Source organism: Mesorhizobium sp. CCNWLY176 (assembly GCF_037153935.1).
Lineage (GTDB): Bacteria > Pseudomonadota > Alphaproteobacteria > Rhizobiales > Rhizobiaceae > Mesorhizobium_M > Mesorhizobium_M zhangyense.
The window spans coordinates 95,707-115,718 of the sequence record NZ_JBBBDZ010000010.1; the positions used below are offsets into that span (position 1 = coordinate 95,707).

The window sequence follows — 20,012 nt, forward strand, 5'->3', positions numbered from 1 at the left end:
AATTCCATCGGCTTTTCTGTGGCATCTCCCTACCGCCTGGCACTGATCGCGCATGACGAGAAGAAGGACGACATGGTCGCCTTCGCGCGTGAGCATGCCGATTTCCTCGCAAGCTGCGACATCGTCGCCACCGGCACGACCGGCCAGCGCGTTCTGGACGCCTGCCCGGACCTCAAGATAACGCGGCTGAAGAGCGGCCCACTGGGCGGCGACCAGCAGATCGGCGCGCTGATTGCCGAAGGCAGGATTGACGGCGTGATTTTCTTCGTTGATCCGCTGACGCCAATGCCGCATGACGTGGATGTGAAAGCGCTGATGCGACTGGCGATCGTCTATGACATTCCGCTGGCGCTGAACCACGCCACTGCCGAGATAATGCTGAACGAGAACGGCGGGCAGCCGTCGCAGACCAGGGATGCCAGATAGATGCCTGTTTCCAGCGACGACGAAGCCGTCCTGCAGTTTCCGATCCTGATCGGCGACATCGGCGGCACCAATGCCCGTTTCGCCATCGTCGTCGATGCCAATTCCGAGCCCGGCGAAACGCGGATCGTGCAGACCGCGAGCTTTGCCTCGATCGACGAGGCGATACAGCAGGCCGTGCTCGACCACACATCGCTGCGACCGCGCTCGGCCGTGCTTGCCGTTGCCGGCCCGGTCGACGGCGACGAGATCAGGCTTACCAACTGCCCGTGGGTGGTGCGGCCAAAGGCGATGTTCGACACACTCGGCCTGCATGACGTGGTCGTGCTCAACGATTTCGAGGCGCAGGCGCTGGCCGTCGTGGCGCTCGGCGAAGAGCATATGGAAAAGATCGGCCCCGGCGAGCCGGAGGAAAATGCCGGCCGTGTCGTGCTTGGCCCCGGCACCGGGCTTGGCGTCGCCGGGCTGATCCATGCCAGCCACAAATGGATACCGGTGCCCGGCGAAGGCGGGCACATGGATATCGGCCCGCGCACGGCGCGCGACCGCGAAATCTTCCCGTATCTTGAAGCGATCGAAGGCCGCATCTCCGGCGAGCAGATCCTGTGTGGACGCGGGCTGGTGAACGCCTACCGCGCCGTCGCCAAGGCCGACGGCAAGGAGCCGCGCTTCTCGACGCCTGCCGAGATCACCGCCGCCGCGCTCGACAAATCCGACGCGATTGCCGTCGAGGCGCTGGAATTCTTCGTCACATGCCTCGGTCGCACCGCCGGCGACCTGGCGCTGGTGTTCATGAGCCGCGGCGGCGTCTATCTCACCGGCGGCATCGCCCAGAAGATCGTGCCGGCGCTGAAGGCCGGAAATTTCCGCGCCGCATTCGAGGACAAGGCGCCGCACAGCGCCCTGATGCGCGACATGCCGGTCTATGTCATCACCCATCCGCTGGCGGCGCTGAACGGGCTTGCAGCCTTTGCCCGCACGCCGTCGCGCTTCGGCGTCGAGACGGCGGGCCGGCGCTGGCAGGCGTAGAGGCATTTCGCGGCATTGCAGCCACAGCGGCAATGTTTCGCACTCCGGCCATAGGCAAGCCGGCATGATGGCGCTATTAGGGGCGCGGAAACGCGGCAGCACGTGCCGCACTATTGCTGAAACGGACGGGCAGACCGGACTTTGAGCCTTCAGACCCAAAAGAAGAAGAAAGCCGACAGCGGCGAGATCATCGCCGTCATCCGGCGCGTTCTGGCCGAGAACGGCCGCGAATATGTCTGGTCGTATGCGATCGCAGCACTCTGCATGATCGCTGTGGCGCTGACCACGGCCTATCCGGCGTGGATCATCAGCAGTGTCATCAACGATATCTTCTATCACCAGCGCAGCGACCTGATCCTGTGGCTCAGTGTCTCGATCTTCGGCGCCTTCTTCATACGCGGGGTTGCCGGCTATGCGCAGGCGGTGATCCTCGCCAAGGTCGGCAACAACCTGGTGGCGCGCTATCAGCGCCGGCTGTTCGACCATCTGATGAAGCTCGGCGTCAGTTTCTTCACCGAAACGCGCTCGGGCCACCTCGCCGCCCAGATCAACCAGAATGTCGGCGGCATACGCGACCTGCTGTCGATGACCTTGACGGCCGTGGCGCGCGATGTCGTGTCGCTGGTTGCGCTGGTGACGGTGATGTTCGTGCAGGATTGGTTTCTGTCGGCGATAGCCTTCGTTATCGGGCCGCCACTGGTCTATGCCGTCAACTATCTCATGCGCCGCCTGCGCCGCGTGACGCGCCAGTCCGTCGAGATCAATTCGCGATTGATCGGCTCGATGCAGGAGGCGACGCAAGGCGTCGCCGTGGTGAAGGCCTTCACCATGGAAGACCAGCTTTCCCGCCGCATGGGCGAGATGATCGAGCGCGCCGAAGAACGGTCGAACAAGATCGCAAGGGTTTCGGAGCGGCTGACACCGATCACCGAAATGCTGGCAGGCATCGCGGTTGCCGGCGTGATTGCCTATGCCGGCTACCGCGCCACCCATGGCGGCGAACTGCCGGGCGCGATCATGTCATTCATCACGGCACTTATGCTCGCATATGACCCGGTGCGCCGCCTGGCGCGGTTGCAGGTCGGGCTCGAGCGTTCGCTGGTCAATGCGCGCATGATCTACGAGATCCTCGATCTCGAGCCGCAGCAGGACGATGCGCCGAATGCGACCCCGTTGAAGGTGGCCAAGGGTGAAGTGCGCTTCGAAAACGTCGCCTTCTCCTATGCGGAACACATTCCGGTGCTGCACGGCGTGAGCTTCGTTGCGGAAGCCGGAAAGACGACGGCGATCGTCGGCGCTTCGGGCGCCGGCAAGACGACGCTGACGGCGCTGCTGGAGCGTTTCTACGATCTCGATTCCGGCGCCATCACGATCGACGGCCAGGACATCGCCAAGGTGACCAAGCAGTCGCTGCGCAATTCGATCGCCTTCGTCTCGCAGCAGCCCTATCTGTTCGAAGGTACGATTGCCGACAACATTCGCTACGGCCGCGAGAACGCGACCGACGAAGAAATCCACCGCGCCGCCGACCAGGCCGCGGCCGACAGCTTCATCCGCCAGCAGCCCAACGGCTACGACACGCCGGTGGGCGAGAACGGCGTGACACTTTCGGGCGGCCAGCGCCAGCGCATCTCGATCGCGCGCGCCATCGTGCGCAATGCGCCGATCCTGCTTCTCGACGAGGCGACTTCAGCGCTCGACAACGAGTCCGAAGCGCGTGTGCAGGAAGCGCTGGCGACGGTGATGAGGGGCAAGACCACCATCGTCATCGCCCATCGCCTGTCGACCGTGGTCAATGCCGACCGCATCATCGTGCTGGAGGATGGCCGGCTGGTCGAGGAAGGCACGCACGAGTCGTTGCTGGCCAATCCGCATGGCGTCTACGCCCGCTTCCACCGCCTTCAGAGCCAGAAGGGGCTGGGACTGGTCGACGACACGAAAACCGTCGAAATGCCACTAAAGCCAGCCAAGCCGGCGAAGGTCGCAAGGAAGAAAAGCGCATGAGCGATATGGGTCTCGTCGTCGTCGGGGCAGCCGGACGCATGGGTCAGACGCTGATCCGCACCATCCATTCCGTGCCGGGCGCGAAAGTGTCGGCAGCCATCGAGCGCGCCGGCTCGCCGCATATCGGCCGCGACGCAGGCGAGCTTGCAGGCATCGGCATCATCAACGTGCCGATCACCGACGACCCGTTGACGGCCTTCGCCAAGGCCGATGGCGTGCTGGATTTCAGCACGCCGGCCGCCAGCGTCGAATTCTCCGGCTATGCCGCGCAGGCGCGCATCGTCCATGTCATCGGCACGACGGGTTGTTCGCCCGAGGACGACGCGGCAATCGCTGCGGCGGCTCGCCACGCGACGATCGTCAAGTCCGGCAATATGAGCCTGGGCGTCAATCTGCTTGCGGTGCTCGTCGAACAGGCTGCGAAGGCGCTCGGCTCTGACGATTTCGACATCGAGGTGCTGGAGATGCATCACCGGCACAAGGTCGACGCGCCGTCTGGCACGGCGCTGCTGCTTGGCAACGCGGCAGCGGCGGGACGCGGTATCGATCTTGCCGAACACAGCGTGCGGGTGCGCGACGGCCATACCGGCGCGCGCGAGGCCGGCTCGATCGGCTTTGCCACGCTGCGCGGCGGCTCTGTGGTGGGCGACCATTCGGTCATCCTGGCGGGCACCGGCGAGCGCATCACGCTTTCCCACAATGCCGAGGACCGCTCCATTTTCGCACGCGGGGCGGTGAAGGCAGCGCTTTGGGCGCATGGGAAGAAGCCCGGATTGTATTCGATGCGCGATGTGCTGGGCCTGAGCTAAAGCGGCGTCCACACATCAATCATGAGGATTGAAATGACCGGAACTCTCGTGCTTGTCCGCCACGGCCAGAGCGAATGGAACCTCAAGAACCTCTTCACCGGCTGGCGCGACGTCGACCTCACCGAGCAGGGCGTGCGCGAGGCCAAGGCGGCCGGCCAGAAGCTTGCCGTGCGCGGAATGAAATTCGACATCGCCTACACTTCAGTGCTGAAGCGCGCGCAGCGGACCTGCCAGTTTATCCTCGACGCCACCGGCCAGAACGATCTGAAGACCGTGCGTGACGCGGCGTTGAACGAGCGCGACTATGGCGACCTCAACGGACTCAACAAGGACGATGCCCGCGCCAAATGGGGCGAGGAGCAGGTGCATATCTGGCGCCGCTCCTATGACACGCCCCCGCCCGGTGGCGAGAGCCTGAAGGACACCGGCGCGCGCGTATGGCCCTACTACATGCATGAGATGCAGCCGCATGTGCTGCGCGGCGAAACGGTGCTGGTGGCCGCCCACGGCAATTCGCTGCGGGCGCTGATCATGGCGCTGGAGGGGATTTCCGGCCCCGACATCGTCAAGCTGGAACTCGGCACGGGCGTGCCGGTCGTCTACAGACTCAACGCCGATTCGACCGTGGCTTCGAAGGAAGTTCTTTCAGCCTAGGCCTGCCCGGCAGAGAACCTACCCGATGTGATTCGTGATGAGCCGGCGCAATGCATTTGCGTCGGCTTTTTGCGTCTTTGCCGCAGGCTTTGCCGGCGGATTCATTGCCGGCTGGCCGCGCATTCGTGGCAAGAATGCCGACCTGAACTATCTTTTTGTTTGAACGTCATTTTTTGCCGAAAGCGCGTTGACACCGCGACGCTGCCCGCTTACATCAGCGGCGCACCTTGCCCAGGTGGCGGAATTGGTAGACGCGCACGGTTCAGGTCCGTGTGCCGCGAGGCGTGGAGGTTCGAGTCCTCTCCTGGGCACCATCGGCTTCGATGGCACCAGTCGTTTTCGACAGGTTTTCTCGCAAACATCCCAAAGCATCTGAGCTTTCCGAGCCGAGCCATGGCAAACCGGATAACCTATGACGCTCGACCGGACCTGCCGGATATCAGGATGTCGAACGGGCTGACATCCGTTTTCATAGATGTGCTTGCTCTCGCTGCCTCCTCCCTGGCTTCCACCGCTCGCGAGTGTCAGATTGCGGCGTGGATCGCTTCGAAAGACCAGGGGGTCTATGGCCCGGGAACTGTCGGCTTCGATATCGCGGATATACCGTGGGAAGCTGAAAACTTCACTGACCATCGAGCCTTCCTGATCCGGTCGATCGCTGCGGCCAAATCGAAAGTCGATTGGGACAGACTCGGCTATGAACCCAACGAGGCCTGGCTTATGCCGTGCCTGGATGAATTCCGGGTGCTGCTCGCAGAGTTCCGGCCTGACGATATCAGCGCCAGCGCGTCCATGATTGGGCTGGCACCATCCTCACAATTTGAGTTCGAACGCTGTTCGGTGCACGGCATCGTCCAGCATACATTCGGGTGCCCACTCTGCAACGCACAGTGAGCACGCGAATTGTTCGCTGAACTCTGCTCCGCGGCCATCGGAGAGAATCCGAAGACCATGGCAATCTAGACGATGAAGAACTCGTTCGCCGTCATGGCAAGGCCGGGTGACAGCGTGGCGAATTGCACGGCTGCGGCCCCGCCTATGCCATCCTTGTCGAACCACAAGGCACCGGTCGATTTGTTGTAGATGATGCGGTCGGTCGCATCATGCGCGGCGGTTCCCGTGTGGAAGGCGCCGGCAGCCAGCCAGCCCTTTGCCAGACCGGCAAAATATTTCGAGTCCAGCTGCATTGTGTCCTGCGCGACGTTATAGTCGTTGATCTTGTCGATGTTGGTTGACCCGAGAGCCGCGTTGAAGACGAAAGTGTCCTTCCCGTCGCCGCCGTTGAGCGTATCCTTGCCGGCACCGCCGATCAGCGTGTCATTGCCTGCCCCGCCACGCAGAATGTTGCTGCCGGAATTGCCGATAAGCGTGTTGTTGAGCCCGTTGCCGTTACCGGTCAGGTTGGCCGAGCCCTGCAGTTCCAGCCGTTCGAGATTGGCGCCGAGCGACCAGTCGATATAGGAGCGGACCGTGTCCGTGCCTTCACCGGCAAGTTCGATCGCGCGGTCACCGGCCGAAGATACGACATAAATGTCGTTGCCGGCGCCGCCATACATCGTATCGCTGCCGGCGCGACCGTCCAGAAGATCGTTGCCGGCGCGGCCATACAGGGTGTTGTTGCCACTGTTGCCAATGAGATCGTTGTTGAGATCGTTGCCGACACCGCTGAGATGGCCTGTTCCAAGCAGCTCCAGCCGCTCGACATTGGATGTTAGTGTCAGGCTGATGGTGCTGCGAACCGTATCGGTTCCCTCGTTAACAAATTCGAAGACGACATCGCGCGCATTGTCGACGAAGTACAGATCATTACCAAGGCCGCCGAGCATGATGTCGGCACCGGTTCCGCCATTGATTATGTCGTTGCCGCATTTTCCTTCGATGACATCGGAACCGGAAAAGCCGTAAAGTTCGTCATTCTCAGGGGAACCGTAAATTCGGTCATCGCCAGCGAAGATGAGACCAGGGAGGTCATTCGGCGTCTGGAATTTCCCGACATATATGTTTATGTCGTTGATTATCCACCTCGTTCCATTGGTTATAGGTGGATAGAAACTGTAGTCTTGATAATGAGTTTCGCTGACTATGCTTGTTACATATCCAGATATATGGAAAACACTCCCATCGCCTTCGTAGAGATATTCGAAATTCCCGTAGTAATTTGAATCAATACCTTCTTCCGTGTTTCCGTACATGTAGGATATTTGCCCGTAGGCGGTATCCATAGAGCGCTCGCTATACCACTCGTAATAAAACGAATCTGGCAGAAGGCTTTCGAAGACCAGCAAGGAATTGTTGATCGCGCTTGTTGATGAAAACGTTGCCATGATATTTCCCCAAGATTGCCTACCCTTGCCAATGTCTAGGCGTGGAACCGGCAACCGTCACCGCCCATTTGGGTGGTGCAGGGGAACATGCCGGCGAGCGCTTGCTGCCGGTTCAAGTCGATCTTAAATGGATTTTCAGGCGGTTGAGCGTGCACAGGCACGCGAGGTCAATGTCTTACCGCGTCACAGCCAAATCCGCGCCACCGGCCAGAGCACCAGGGCGAAACTGCCGATCGTGATCAGCGCGCCAATGACGGCGCCGACGCGCTCCGGGGCGCCGTCGATCTGTTCTTCTTCGGCCCTTGCGGCAAGCGGCGGCGTGTTCATGAGCTTCCTCCGGTGGTTTTTGCCTCGGGCGTGCCCGGCAGACAGGCATACCCAAAGCCGGGGTCAGACCCCGGACTCAGGATACGCCATTGAGCGGCGGGATCAATCTTCAGCCGTGCTCGCTTTCGAAGCGGACAGAACTGCGAGTATCCTCAAAGCTTACGCCATCGGTGAAAGACTCGACGCTCTGCAAGGCCACCTCGTCATAGCAGAGTATCCGCTGCAACCCGTCGCATACGGCAAGAGCCTGTTCTTCTGTTGAAAACTCGTCGTCATCCGACACTGTCACCGAAACGGTGACGCGCAGTTTTTTCTTCATTTTCCTTAGCCCCTCAAAACATATTTCAGCATGCACTGTTTTAGAGATACTGCAAGTATCAGGGCCGTCAAACAAAGCCCGGTTCTCAAGGTCAGTACATATGAAAAATGCGCCCCAGCGACTGTTTTGCCGTCTTCTCAAAAGCGCATCGAATGAAGCTTATGGCAAGATAATCGTTTGCGCTACTGCCAGCTTTCGGGAATCGACTGGAGAAGCGTCTCGCGCGCCGATTTGAGATGCCGGCGGCAGGCCTTTTCGACCTGGTCGAGTTTTCCGGATTTCAGCGCGGCGATGTATTGCAGATGCTCCTGCAGCGCTATCTTGTTGCGTCCGGGCTCATTCGTCTTGTTCCACTGGTAGTGGTAGTGAAAAATCATCGCGATGACGTCGTAGAAATCGACGATGAAGCGGTTGTGCGAAGCGCTGTGGATAAGCCTGTGGAAACGTTCGTCCAGCTCTGAGAATTCGCCGTAGCGGGTGCCTATCGCGGCAATCAGCTCGTGGTGTTCCTGTTCCATCGCATCAAGATCGGTCCAGACGGGATTGTCCTTTGCCAGCGCGGCAAAGGCGGCGGCCGAGCGCAGCTCGAACATCTCGCGGATCTCGGTCAGCTCCAGCGCGAAGGATTTGGTAAAACCCTTCAGCACCCAATGGCTGTTGCGGCGCTTCTCGATCAGGCCAAAGCGGCTGAAGCGAATCAGGAACTCGCGCACGCTGGTGGTGCCGACGCCGATCTCGCGGGCAAGCTCCAGCTCGTTGATCTGCATGCCGGCCTGGGCGCCGCCGGCAAGCAGGCGGCGCATGAAGGACCGCTCGATGATCTGCGACAGGGAATCGGTCTCGTCGTCGGGAAAGAAATCGTCGGGCGCCGGTGCGCGCAGAACCAGCTTGCTGCGCTTGTTCCATTCGATCAGGCCGCGTTCTTCCATCCGCGACAGGATCGAGCGGACCGTCGTGCGGCTGACACCCAGCGTCGTGCCGAGCTCAGGCTCCGAAGGCAGGCTTTCGCCGGCTCCGAGCAGCGCCAGGCAGCGGTTATATGCGTCCTTGTAGACATTGTTCTGCTTCGCCATCGCCTGCCTTTTGCCCGTCGCGTCTGCGCCCCGGTCGTCCCTTACAAGGAAAATCTATTGACGACAAAATGTCTTTTGACGATAAAAGACATTATCAAGGGAGTTGCAAGTGTCTTCGGTTCAAACGCCTGTCGTCCAGTTCGGCACCAGCCGGTTTCTTCAGGCGCATGCCGACCTGTTCCTGCACGAGGCAGGCATGGAAGACACTGTGACCATCGTTGCTTCGAGCGGTTCTGCCGCCGGCCGGGCGCGGCTGCAGGCGTTTTCCGATCCGGCAGGCTTTCCGGTGATGATCCGCGGGCTGGAGGATGGACGGACCGTCGATCGGACCATTCAGGTGAAGAGCGTACGGCGTGGCCTCGACGCCGAGGCGGATTGGGCGGAATTGACGCGGATCGTGGTCGAAGAGGCTGAATTCATCCTCTCCAACACGACGGAATCGGGTTTTGCCGTGCCGGCGGGCTTGGTGCTCGACCTGACGAAAGCAACAGCTTCGGCACCGCCCTCATACCCGGCAAAACTGCTGGCGCTGCTCGCGGCACGCTTCGCCGCCGGTCGGTCTGGACTTACGATCCTCCCGACCGAACTCGTCGGCCGCAATGGCGATTTGCTGAAGCGGACGGTGCTTGACCTTGCCGAGCGAAGCCGCGCCTCCAATGCGCTGCTCACCTGGATCAGCGAGCAATGCGTGTTCGCCAACTCGCTGGTCGACCGCATCGTTTCCGCGCCGCTGGACCCGGCCGGCGCAATTGCCGAGCCCTACGCACTGTGGGCAGTGGAGAACCAGCCCGGCCTGAAGCTGCCGTGCACGCATCCGGCGATCCGCATCGTCGACGATCTCGAACCGGTCGAGCGCCTGAAGATCCATATCCTCAATCTCGGCCATAGTTTTCTGGCCGAAACCTGGCTGACCGGGCGCATGGACGCGGACGAGACGGTGCGCGGCATGCTGGCCAGGCCGGAAATCCGCAACGACCTGCTTTCGCTCTATCGTGACGAGGTCATCCCGGGCTTTGCCGCGCAAGGCATGGGCGAGGCGGCGGGTGCCTATGCGACGACGACGCTGGAGCGCTTCGAAAATCCGTTCCTCGACCATCGCCTCGCCGACATAGCCAGCGGCCACAAGACCAAGGTCGCACGCCGCATAGGCGGCTTTATCGAGTGGGCAGCCACCGCCGATACCAACCGGAAATCACCCAGGCTCGCGGCAATCGCCGCCAAATATGCCAAGGAAATCGCAGCGTGAATCTCGCCCAGGCAATTCTTCTCTCTCCCTCCGACAATGTTGCGGTTGCCAATGGCCGCCTTGAAGCCGGCACTGCCCTGCCCGGCGGCGCTGTCACTGTCGCCGCCATCGACGGCGGTCACAAGGTCGCCGTTAAGGCCATTCCGGCAGGGGCTGCCGTGGTGAAATATGCCCAGGCGATCGGCCGCGCGACGCAGGACATCGCGCCGGGCGAGCATGTGCATTCGCACAATCTCGTGTTCGAATCCGGGCGTCTTCCCGTCGTGCCGCCGTCGGAGGCAGAACATGCGACGGACGACGACCGCGCCCGCACCTTCATGGGCTATCGCCGCGCCGACGGCCGCGCCGGCACGCGCAACTTCATCGGTATCATCGCCAGCGTGAACTGCTCGACGACGGTGTGCCGGGCAATCGCCGAGCAGGCCAACCAGAAGCTTCTGCCCAACTATCCCGGCATCGACGGCTTCGTGCCGATCGTGCACGACCAGGGCTGTGGCATGAGCGGCACGGGCGACGGCATGCGCGTGCTGCACCGGACGTTAGCCGGCTATGCACGGCACCCGAATTTTGGCGGCGTCCTGATGGTTGGGCTCGGCTGCGAGGTCAACCAGCTGACGCTCTACGGCCAGAAGGGCGTGGCGGCGGGCAAGCGGCATTTCAACATCCAGGAGGCCGGCGGCTCGCGCAAATCGGTGGAGAAGGCGCTGGAAGTGCTGGCCGAGATCGCCGAGGAAGTCGGGCAGCTCAAGCGCGAGCCGATACCGGTAAGCGAGATCGTCGTCGGTCTTCAATGCGGCGGTTCGGACGGTATGTCGGGCATCACCGCCAACCCGGCGCTGGGTGCTGCCGTCGACATTCTTGCCGACGCCGGCGGCACCGGCATCCTCTCGGAAACCTCCGAAATCTACGGGGCGGAACACCTGCTCGGTTCGCGCGCGGCAACGCCCGAGATCGCCGAAAAGCTCGACGGCTATGTGAGGTGGTGGGAGGACTATGTCGCCCTGCATGGCGCATCGCTCGACAACAATCCCTCGCCCGGCAACAAGAAGGGCGGGCTGACGACCATTCTCGAAAAATCGCTCGGCGCGGTCGCCAAGGGCGGACAGACGACGCTCAACGGCGTCTATGGCTACGCCGAAAAGGTGACCGAGCACGGCCTCGTCTTCATGGATACGCCGGGCTACGATCCGGTTTCGGCGACCGGCCAGGTGGCCGGCGGAGCCAATGTCATCGCGTTTACCACCGGGCGCGGTTCATGCTTCGGCTGCCGGCCGACGCCCTCGATCAAGCTTGCCAGCAACTCGGCGCTGTTCCGCTCCATGGAGGAGGATATGGATGTCGATTGCGGGCGCATCGCATCCGGGGAGATCGGCGTTGCCGAGCTCGGCCGCGAAATCTTCGACCTGATCGTGGAGACGGCTTCCGGGCGCAAGACCAAGAGCGAACTCTTCGGCTATGGCGACAATGAATTCGTGCCGTGGCACCTTGGGGCTACGCTTTAGAAGTTACGCCACATCGACAAGGCCGGACAACGGCCGGGACTTTGGGAGGACATTCATGAAGAAACGCCGCATCGGCGAAACGGCACTGGAGGTGACCGAATTCAGCTTCGGCGGTGCCTCTCTGGGCAACCTTTACCAGGCGGTATCGGAGGCCGATGCATCGGCAGTCCTCGATGCTGCGTGGACATCCGGCATACGCTATTTCGATACGGCGCCGCATTACGGGTTCGGCCTTTCGGAGCGCCGTTTCGGCGATTATCTGCGCCACAAGCCGCGCGATCAATATGTGCTGTCGACCAAGGTCGGGCGCCTGCTGACGCCTGCGCCCGCCGATCAGGTGCCGAACCTCGGCTTCGTCGACCCGCTGCCCTTCAAGCTGGAATACGACTACAGCTATGACGGCATCATGCGATCCGTCGACTTCAGCTATGCCCGGCTCGGCCTGAACCGCATCGACATCCTCTATGTCCACGATATCGGCGTCTATACCCACGGTGTTGAGACGACCAAGGCGCATCTGCGCCAGTTTCTCGACGGCGGCCTGAAGGCTCTGGAGGAACTGAAGGCGGCCGGCGTGATCTCTGCCTATGGTCTCGGCGTCAACGAGGTGGAAATCTGCCTGGAGGTGATGCGGCGCGCGCCGCTCGACTGCATCCTTCTCGCCGGGCGCTATTCCCTGCTCGACAGGTCCGCCGAGGCGGAGCTTATTCCGCTGTGCCGCCAGAAGAAGACCTCGCTTGTCGTCGGCGGTGCGTTCAATTCGGGCATACTGGCGACAGGGGCCAAACCGGGCGCGCATTTCGACTATGGCCCGGCGTCGCCGGAGATACTTGCCAAGGTCGCGGCCATGGAAGCGATTGCTTCTCACGGCGGCTATCCGCTGGCAGCCGCCGCGATGCAGTTTTCCCTGCACGAGCCGGCTGTCGCGACAGTGCTGATCGGCACCGCCAAGACATCCAGCCTGCTGCGGAACATGGAACTGCCAAAGGTCCACGTTCCCGACAAGGATTACGAGAAATACGCGCCGCACACGACCGTGCAGCCGCCGCTGACGGGGGCCGTCCGCGAATGAGACAACGCCAATTCTCATTAAGCGGCGTGAGCCTCGCCCTGTCCGCCCTAACCCTGGAGTTTGCCTGATGCTGCGTGGAATTCACCCCTTGCTCGGACCCGAACTGCTGCATGCGCTGCGCACGATGGGCCATGGCGACGAGATCGTGATTGCCGATGCGAATTTCCCGGCCAGCACGCTCGGCTGCCCGGTCGTCCGCGCCGACGGCGTGCTTGCCGAGCCGCTGCTGGAAGCGATCCTGACGCATTTTCCGCTCGACACGTTCGCGCCGGCGTCCGCGTTCCGGATGGCGATGGTGGATACGCCGGATGTGGTGCCGCCGGTCTGCGTCTCGTTCCAGAAGATCATCACTCGGCTGGCCGGGGATTTTCAGGTCGAACCGCTGGAGCGCTTCGCGTTCTACGAGCGCTCGCGCAAGGCGGCCTATGTGGTCGCCACCGGGGAACTGCAGCTCTACGCAAATGTCATCCTGAAGAAAGGCGTGGTGCGCAAGGAGGAACTGGCGCAGTTCGGATGATCGGCGCAACAAGGGAACATAAATTCCATCTTGACCTAACGATGGAATTAATATTTCATTACCTGAACGGTACGAGGCCAATGCCTCAACAGACGATCGCAGGTTCAGACAGAGCGTCGTTATCGGCGCCGAAGACGGGCACGAAACGCCGCTTGCAACGCCTTCAGGAATGGACTAACAAAAACGTGCATCTGTTTTTTATCTATAAAGTCCGGTTTGGAGACGCCTAGCCGAACCGTAGCGAACAGCACTGCAACAGGCGATTTAGGGAGGAAACCTAATGAAATTCGTCAATGCACTGATCAACCGCCGCCGCTTCGTCGCGCTGGCCACTGCCACCGCCATGCTCGGGCTTGCGCCGACGCTGCCGGCAACGGCTGCCGACGTGACCATTCCGATTATCGTCAAGGACACGACCTCGTTCTACTGGCAGATCGTGCTGGCCGGCGCCCGCAAGGCCGGCAAGGATCTTGGCGTGAAGGTGCCGGAACTCGGCGCGCAGGCCGAAACCGACGTCAACGGCCAGATCTCGATCCTCGAAAATGCGGTTGCCGGCAATCCGGCGGCCATCGTCATCTCGCCCACCGAAGCCAAGGCGCTCGGCAAGCCGATCGACGAAGCAGCAAGCAAGGTGAAGATCATCGGCATCGATTCCGGCGCCGACTCCAAGGCCTTCACCTCGTTCCTGACCACCGACAACGTCCAGGGCGGACGCGTCGCAGCCGACGGTCTCGCAGCGGCGATCGGCGAAGCCAATGGCGGCAAGGTCGAGGGCAAGGTTGCTCTCATCACCGCACTGCCGGGCGCCGGTTCGCTCGAGCAGCGCGCCGAGGGCTTCAAGGAACAGCTCAAGGCCAAGTATCCGGGCCTCGAACTGGTCGCCGACAAATATGCCGACGGTCAGGCAACAACCGGCCTGAACATCGCCACCGACCTGATCACCGCCAATCCTGACCTGAAGGGCATCTTCGCCTCCAACCTGATCATGGCGCAGGGCGTCGGGCAGGCGATCGCGGAAAACAACCTTGCAGGCAAGGTGTCGCTGATCGGCTTCGACAGCGACGACAAGCTGATCAAGTTCCTCAATGACGGCGTCATTTCCGGCCTCGTCGTGCAGGACCCCTACCGGATGGGCTATGACGGCATCAAGACCGCGCTTGCCGCATCCAAGGGCGAGAAGGTCGAAGCCAATGTCGACACCGGCGCCAATCTGGTGACGAAGGCCAACATGGCCGACGAGAAGATCAACGCCCTTTTGAACCCGAAGCTGGACTGACCCAAGGTTAGGTCGCGCTGCCCCTCACCCTTACCCTCTCCCCGTGAAGAACGGGGAGAGGGGGTCGTCAACGATAGAGCTTCGTTCTTCTCCCGCCTGCGGGGAGAAGGTGCGGGCAGGCGGATGAGGGGCAGACTCGACCTGCAAAGGAAACGGGCTAGGATAGGCATGTCGCCGGCGCTGCCGCGCATGCCAATCGGGAGGATTGTCATGATATTATCGACACTTGACGGTCACGACCACCCGGCGCCCGACGCCGCGGTGCCCGGCCAGCCGATCCTGGAACTGAAGGGGCTGGAAAAGAAATATATCGGCACCCATGCGCTGAAGCCGGTCGACCTCGCCTTCAAGGCCGGGGAAATCCACGCCATCGTCGGCGAGAACGGTGCCGGCAAGTCGACGTTAATAAAGCTTCTGACCGGCGTCATCCCGCGCACCTCGGGCGAGGTGTTCTGGGACGGCAAACCGGTCGCGCTGGCAACACCCAACGAGGCGATTGCGCTCGGCATCAATGCCGTGCACCAGGAGGTGGTGCTGTGCCGTCACCTGACGGTTGCCGCCAACATGTTTCTCGGCGAGGAAGACACCCGCTTCGGCATGCTGCAGGGCCGCACCATGGTGCAGCGGGCGCAGAAGATCATCGACGATCTCGGCTTCAACCTGCCGGCGCATGTCATGCTCGGCGATCTCACCATCGGCCAGCAGCAGCTCATCGCAGCCGCCCGCGCCACCATACGCGGCACGCGCTTCCTGATTTTCGACGAGCCGACCGCCTACCTGACCCGCAAGGAGACCGAGCAGCTTTTCGCGCTGATCCGGCGGCTGGAGGCCGAAGGCGTCACCATCGTCTATATCAGCCACCGCATGGAAGAAGTGTTCGAGCTGGCGAGCCGTGTTTCGGTGCTGCGCGACGGCACGCTGGTCGGCACCCGCAACATTGCCGAGACCGACGATGCCGAGCTGGTGCGGATGATGATCAACCGCTCGATCGAGCAGATCTACCACAAGGACCATTTCGAGCCGGGCGAGACGATCGTCGAGGCGAAGAACCTGTCCGGCAAGGGCTTTGAGGACGTCTCGCTTTCCGCGCGGGCGGGCGAGATCGTCGGGCTCTACGGGCTTATCGGCGCTGGCCGCAGCGAATTCGTGCTGACGCTCTATGGCCGCGAAAAGAAAAGCGCCGGCGAGATTTTCTGGAACGGCAAGCCGGCAAACATACGCAACGAGCACGACGCGATGAAGCTCGGCATGGCGCTGGCGCCGGAAAGCCGCCGCGACCAGGGCCTTTGCCTCAATCTGTCGGTCGGCACCAATCTCAACCTGCCCATCTACAAACGCATCAGCAGCAAGCTTTTGATTTCCGGCGCGCAGGAGAAGTCGCATGCCGAGCGCCAGATCGGCGGGCTGCGCATCAAGACGGCGGGCCGGCACGCGCTCGCCTCGAGCCTGTCGGGCGGCAACCAGCAGAAGATCGTGATCGGCAAATGGCTGAACCACGGCGCCAAGCTCTTCATCTTCGACGAACCGACCGTGGGCGTCGATGTCGGCACCAAGGCGGAGATCTACCGCCTGTTCTCGACGCTGCTTTCGAAGGGCGCGGGCATCATCCTGATCTCGTCTTACCTGCCGGAAGTCTATGAACTGGCTGATACGCTGCATGTGTTCCGGCGCGGGCGACTGGTGGCGAGCCATGCTCACGGGCAGGCCAGCCACGAAGAAGTCCTGACTGAAGCAATCGGCGTCTAACGCCACGTCGACCAAGAAAAACAACGGGAAACGCCGATGACCACCAGCACCGAAACGACACCGATCGAGAAGCCGAAGCGGAACTACAACATCCTTTTCGGATTGACCCTGCTGGCCTTGCTCGTGCTCCTGTGGATCGCCCTTTCGCTCGCCACGCCGAGCTTTGCGTCGGGCATCAACATCGCAAACCTGCTGCGTCAGGGCTCGATGATCGCGATCCTGGCGGTCGGGCAGACCTTCGTCATCATCACCGGCGGCATCGACCTCTCGGTCGGCGCGATCGTCGGCTTCTGCACGGTTATCGTGGCGATGCTCATCAATGCCGGCTTTCCGGTGTGGCTGGCGGTCCTCGCTACGCTCGCACTTGGTGTGGCCATCGGCCTGTTCCATGGCTTCGGCATCGTCAAAATGGGCCTGCCACCCTTCATCATCACGCTGGCGACGCTGACCTCGCTGCGCGGCATCGGCCTTCTGATGACCAACGGCAATTCCATCTCGATCAAGAACGACGCCTTTTCGGAATTCTCGCGCAACTCCTTCCTCGGCGTGCCGAACCTGTTCTGGATGGTGATACTGGTGGCGATCCCCGCCTATATCTTCCTGCACCACAGCCGCTGGGGGCGCTATCTGTTTTCGGTCGGCTCGAATGCTGAGGCGTCGCGCCTGTCCGGCGTCAACGTCAACCGCACCATCTACCTCGCCTATACGCTCTCGGCACTGTGCGCCTCCTTCGTCGGCGTGCTGCTCGCCTCGCGCATCGGCATCGGCAACCCGACGCAGGCCGAGGGCTGGGAACTGCAGGCGATCGCCTCTTCGGTCATCGGCGGCACCAGCCTGTTCGGCGCCATCGGCTCGGTGCATGGGCCGCTGCTCGGCGCCTTCATCCTGGCGACGATCAACAACGGCGCGAACCTGCTGAACGTCAATTCGTTCTGGCAGCGCATCATCACCGGCGCGCTCATCATCGTCATCGTCTATTTCGACGGCCTGCGCCGCCGCGGCAAGTAGGCAGCGCATGAACAAGGCGGTGAAAACGATGCAGGCCCTGGTGTGCCGCGCGCCCGGCGAACTGGTGCTGGAAGAGCGCCCCGCCCCCGGCGAACCGCCGGCCGGCTGGGCGCTGGTGGGTGTCAGCCATGTCGGCATCTGCGGCACCGACTATCACATCTTCGAGGGCAAGCATCCGTTCCTCGAATATCCGCGCGTCATGGGGCACGAGGTTTCGGGCACGGTGCTGAAAGCCGGCGAAGGCGTTTTTCTGCCGGTCGGCGAGACGGTCATCGTCAATCCTTACATCGCCTGCGGCACCTGCATTGCCTGCCGCAAGGGCAAACCGAACTGCTGCACGAAAATCCAGGTGCTCGGCGTCCACACCGACGGCGCGATGTGCGAGCAGGTTCTCGTACCTGCCGGCAATCTCTACCCAGCTGATGGGCTTTCAGCCACCGATGCCGCGACGGTGGAATTCCTTGCTATCGGCGCACACGCCGTGCGCCGCTCGCTGGCGCCGGCGGGTTCGCGGGCCCTGGTCATCGGCGCAGGCCCGATCGGCATCGGCACGGCCATCTTTTCGCGCATCGCCGGCCATGAAGTGACACTGCTCGACATGAGTGCGGAGCGGCTGGATTTCGCCGCACGCGAGCTTGGTTTTTCCTCGACCATCGGCCCGGATGAGCCGACCAACCAGGGCGTTGCCCGTGCGTCAGACGGCGAAGGCTTCGACGTTGTGTTCGACGCGACCGGCAACACGGCGTCGATCAAATCCTCTTTCGCCCATGTCGCGCATGGCGGCGTGCTGGTCATCGTCAGCGTCGTCAAGGACGACATCAGCTTTTCGGACCCCGAATTCCACAAGCGCGAGATGATGGTGATCGGCAGCCGCAACGCCACGCGAGAGGATTTCGACCATGTCGCGGAGTCGATCAGGCGCGATCTCGTGCCGCTCGACCACATCGTCACGCATCGCACCACGCTAGCCGAGGCGCCCCGCGATCTCGCGCGATGGGCGCATGAAAAATCCGGCCTGATCAAGGCTGTCATCGCCGTCGGCGAATAGACACAATCGCGGAGCTTCATCGTGAGGATCGACGCACACCAGCATTACTGGAAAATCGCGCGCGGCGACTATGACTGGATGGGACCGCCGGTGGCGCCGATCATCCGCGATTATCTGCCAGCCGATCTGCAGCCGCATCTGAAGGCAGCAGGCATCGGGAAAACCGTTGTCGTTCAGGCGGCGGCGACGGTGGCGGAAACCGAGTTCATGCTGGAACTCGCCGAGCGGGAAGCCTCGATCGGTGGTGTCGTCGGCTGGATCGACCTCGATGCGCCGGACGCGCTTGCCGTGCTGAACCGGCTGGCCGGCCACAAAAAATTCCGCGGCATAAGGCCGATGCTGCAGGATATCGATGATACGTTCTTCATCCTCGCCGAGCATCGGATCGCCGTGCTGGCGGCGCTGCCTTCGCTCGGCCTGACATTCGACGCGCTGGTGCAGCCCCGCCATTTGCCGGTTGTCGCAGCACTTGCCGACCGGCTGCCGGAGCTGAAAATCGTCGTCGATCACGGTGCTAAACCATTCATCGCCAAGGGCGTCACTGAACCATGGGCACACGACATGACAGCGCTCGCACAGCGCCCGAATGTGTTCGCAAAAATCTCCGGCCTGTTGACCGAGGCCGGCGCGGACCGGTCTGCCGCCGCGCTGAAACCTTATGTCGAAACCATGCTTTCGGCATTCGGGCCAGAGCGCCTGATGTTCGGCAGCGACTGGCCGGTCCTCGAACTGGCCGCCACCTATGGCGACTGGTGGCGGATCGCCAATGAGCTGACCGCCGGACTGAGCGAGGCCGCGCGCGACGCAATTTTTGGTGGGACGGCGGCGAGATTCTATCGGCTCTGATGTCTCACACGTTTGAGATCGGCCGCGGACCTGAGGTGGCCTAACCTATGGGCCAGCGGCCTTATTCGCTTGCTCCGGGCGGAGCGCGGCGCAATGCTTGGTCCCGGAGGAACCCCCAATGAACAGCGAAGACGATGCGGAAGGGCGCGGCTATGCTTCTCCGCCCTGTTTCATGCACGAGCTGACGCCGGACGGACGCCCCGCCGATCTCGTCGCCTGGACCGACGTGGCGCGCTGGCGCAAGGCCGAGCGCAAGCGCCTGATCGACGAACGCATGGCGGTGCCGGCGGAAGAGCGCAGCGCCCGCACGGAGACGATCGCGTCGGCGCTGACCGGTGCGATCGAGAACCCCGAGAAACAACTGATCGGTATCTACTGGCCTTTCCGGGCCGAGCCGGACTTGCGCGGCTGGATGAACGAGATGATCGCCGCTGGTGCAAAAATCGCCCTGCCCGTGGTCATCGAGGCCGGCAAGCCGCTCGACTATCGCCAATGGGCGCCCGGCGAGCCGCTGGAACGCGGCGTCTGGAACATTCTCGTGCCGTCCATTGGACCGGCGGTTTTTCCAACCGTGGTGATCGCGCCGCTGGTCGGCTTCGACGGCGAGAACTACCGGCTCGGCTATGGCGGCGGCTTTTTCGACCGCACGCTCGCGGCGATGCCGAAGAAGCCGCTGGTGATCGGCATCGGCTATGCGCAGGCGCACCTCGCCACGATCTACCCGCAGCCGCACGACATACCGATGGACAGGATCATCACCGACTAAGAGACCATTTGGAAACTCTACCC

At 62.2% G+C, this 20,012-nt stretch carries 20 protein-coding genes and 1 tRNA gene; 17 read left to right on the forward strand and 4 right to left on the reverse strand.

Features of this window, described 5'->3' with window-relative positions; genetic code table 11:
• Window positions 1-18 precede the first annotated feature (18 nt).
• From WBQ96_RS17525 to WBQ96_RS17555, 7 genes are all read left to right on the forward strand, one after another.
• The gene (locus WBQ96_RS17525; RefSeq protein ID WP_165118956.1) at window positions 19-426 is read left to right on the forward strand and encodes a methylglyoxal synthase; all 408 of its coding nucleotides are present in this window, start codon (window positions 19-21) and stop codon (window positions 424-426) included.
• Window positions 427-1,452 (forward strand): glucokinase, encoded by a 1,026-nt coding sequence (locus WBQ96_RS17530; RefSeq protein ID WP_336552318.1) that lies wholly within the window; start codon window positions 427-429, stop codon window positions 1,450-1,452.
• 141 nt (window positions 1,453-1,593) lie between these two features.
• Window positions 1,594-3,456 carry an ABC transporter ATP-binding protein gene (locus WBQ96_RS17535; protein ID WP_336552320.1) on the forward strand — a complete coding sequence of 621 codons (1,863 nt, stop codon included), beginning with the start codon at window positions 1,594-1,596 and terminating at the stop codon, window positions 3,454-3,456.
• Window positions 3,453-4,265 carry a 4-hydroxy-tetrahydrodipicolinate reductase gene (gene dapB / locus WBQ96_RS17540; RefSeq protein ID WP_336552323.1) on the forward strand — a complete coding sequence of 271 codons (813 nt, stop codon included), beginning with the start codon at window positions 3,453-3,455 and terminating at the stop codon, window positions 4,263-4,265. Before WBQ96_RS17535 ends, dapB begins: the two co-directional genes overlap by 4 nt.
• Before the next feature lie 33 nt (window positions 4,266-4,298).
• Entirely contained in the window at window positions 4,299-4,919 is a 621-nt protein-coding gene (locus tag WBQ96_RS17545; protein WP_336552324.1) for a 2,3-bisphosphoglycerate-dependent phosphoglycerate mutase, read from the forward strand.
• 229 nt (window positions 4,920-5,148) lie between these two features.
• Window positions 5,149-5,233: transfer RNA gene (locus WBQ96_RS17550), tRNA-Leu, on the forward strand.
• A gap of 130 nt (window positions 5,234-5,363) precedes the next feature.
• The gene (locus tag WBQ96_RS17555; RefSeq protein WP_336552326.1) at window positions 5,364-5,813 is read left to right on the forward strand and encodes a hypothetical protein; all 450 of its coding nucleotides are present in this window, start codon (window positions 5,364-5,366) and stop codon (window positions 5,811-5,813) included.
• A gap of 65 nt (window positions 5,814-5,878) precedes the next feature.
• On the opposite strand, the gene WBQ96_RS17560 is transcribed toward WBQ96_RS17555, so the two are convergent.
• The 4 genes from WBQ96_RS17560 to WBQ96_RS17575 form a co-directional block, all read right to left on the reverse strand.
• Window positions 5,879-7,243: a calcium-binding protein gene (locus WBQ96_RS17560; protein ID WP_336552329.1), complete on the reverse strand. Its 1,365-nt coding sequence runs from the start codon at window positions 7,241-7,243 to the stop codon at window positions 5,879-5,881.
• A gap of 183 nt (window positions 7,244-7,426) precedes the next feature.
• Window positions 7,427-7,570: a hypothetical protein gene (locus WBQ96_RS17565; protein WP_162931530.1), complete on the reverse strand. Its 144-nt coding sequence runs from the start codon at window positions 7,568-7,570 to the stop codon at window positions 7,427-7,429.
• Between the two features lie 109 nt (window positions 7,571-7,679).
• Window positions 7,680-7,889, reverse strand: a complete 210-nt coding sequence (locus WBQ96_RS17570; RefSeq protein WP_165118963.1) for a hypothetical protein — start codon at window positions 7,887-7,889, stop codon at window positions 7,680-7,682.
• A 182-nt stretch (window positions 7,890-8,071) separates the two neighbouring features.
• Window positions 8,072-8,962: a GntR family transcriptional regulator gene (locus WBQ96_RS17575; protein ID WP_165118964.1), complete on the reverse strand. Its 891-nt coding sequence runs from the start codon at window positions 8,960-8,962 to the stop codon at window positions 8,072-8,074.
• A gap of 109 nt (window positions 8,963-9,071) precedes the next feature.
• On the opposite strand from WBQ96_RS17575, the gene WBQ96_RS17580 reads away from it, so the two are divergent.
• The 10 genes from WBQ96_RS17580 to WBQ96_RS17625 all read left to right on the forward strand — a co-directional run bounded on the left by WBQ96_RS17580 (window position 9,072) and on the right by WBQ96_RS17625 (window position 19,989).
• Window positions 9,072-10,208, forward strand: coding sequence for a mannitol dehydrogenase family protein (locus WBQ96_RS17580; RefSeq protein WP_336552333.1), 1,137 nt, complete (start codon window positions 9,072-9,074; stop codon window positions 10,206-10,208).
• Window positions 10,205-11,710, forward strand: a complete 1,506-nt coding sequence (locus tag WBQ96_RS17585; RefSeq protein WP_336552334.1) for a UxaA family hydrolase — start codon at window positions 10,205-10,207, stop codon at window positions 11,708-11,710. The genes WBQ96_RS17580 and WBQ96_RS17585 overlap by 4 nt, the downstream gene beginning before the upstream one ends.
• Window positions 11,711-11,765: 55 nt before the next feature.
• Window positions 11,766-12,782 carry an aldo/keto reductase gene (locus WBQ96_RS17590; RefSeq protein ID WP_336552336.1) on the forward strand — a complete coding sequence of 339 codons (1,017 nt, stop codon included), beginning with the start codon at window positions 11,766-11,768 and terminating at the stop codon, window positions 12,780-12,782.
• 67 nt (window positions 12,783-12,849) lie between these two features.
• On the forward strand, window positions 12,850-13,299 hold the full coding sequence (locus tag WBQ96_RS17595; protein ID WP_336552338.1) for an RbsD/FucU family protein: 450 nt from the start codon (window positions 12,850-12,852) through the stop codon (window positions 13,297-13,299).
• Between the two features lie 280 nt (window positions 13,300-13,579).
• Window positions 13,580-14,575 carry an ABC transporter substrate-binding protein gene (locus WBQ96_RS17600; protein WP_336552340.1) on the forward strand — a complete coding sequence of 332 codons (996 nt, stop codon included), beginning with the start codon at window positions 13,580-13,582 and terminating at the stop codon, window positions 14,573-14,575.
• A 210-nt stretch (window positions 14,576-14,785) separates the two neighbouring features.
• Complete coding sequence (locus WBQ96_RS17605) at window positions 14,786-16,321, forward strand: sugar ABC transporter ATP-binding protein (protein WP_336552342.1); 1,536 nt, start codon at window positions 14,786-14,788, stop codon at window positions 16,319-16,321.
• Window positions 16,322-16,357: 36 nt separating this feature from the next.
• On the forward strand, window positions 16,358-17,329 hold the full coding sequence (locus WBQ96_RS17610) for an ABC transporter permease (RefSeq protein WP_336552344.1): 972 nt from the start codon (window positions 16,358-16,360) through the stop codon (window positions 17,327-17,329).
• Window positions 17,330-17,357: 28 nt separating this feature from the next.
• Window positions 17,358-18,377, forward strand: a complete 1,020-nt coding sequence (locus WBQ96_RS17615) for a zinc-binding alcohol dehydrogenase family protein (protein WP_336552518.1) — start codon at window positions 17,358-17,360, stop codon at window positions 18,375-18,377.
• A 21-nt stretch (window positions 18,378-18,398) separates the two neighbouring features.
• A complete protein-coding gene (locus WBQ96_RS17620; protein ID WP_336552345.1) occupies window positions 18,399-19,223 on the forward strand; it encodes an amidohydrolase family protein in 825 nt (274 codons plus the stop codon).
• A gap of 118 nt (window positions 19,224-19,341) precedes the next feature.
• Window positions 19,342-19,989 (forward strand): 5-formyltetrahydrofolate cyclo-ligase, encoded by a 648-nt coding sequence (locus WBQ96_RS17625; protein ID WP_336552347.1) that lies wholly within the window; start codon window positions 19,342-19,344, stop codon window positions 19,987-19,989.
• Window positions 19,990-20,012 lie beyond the last annotated feature (23 nt).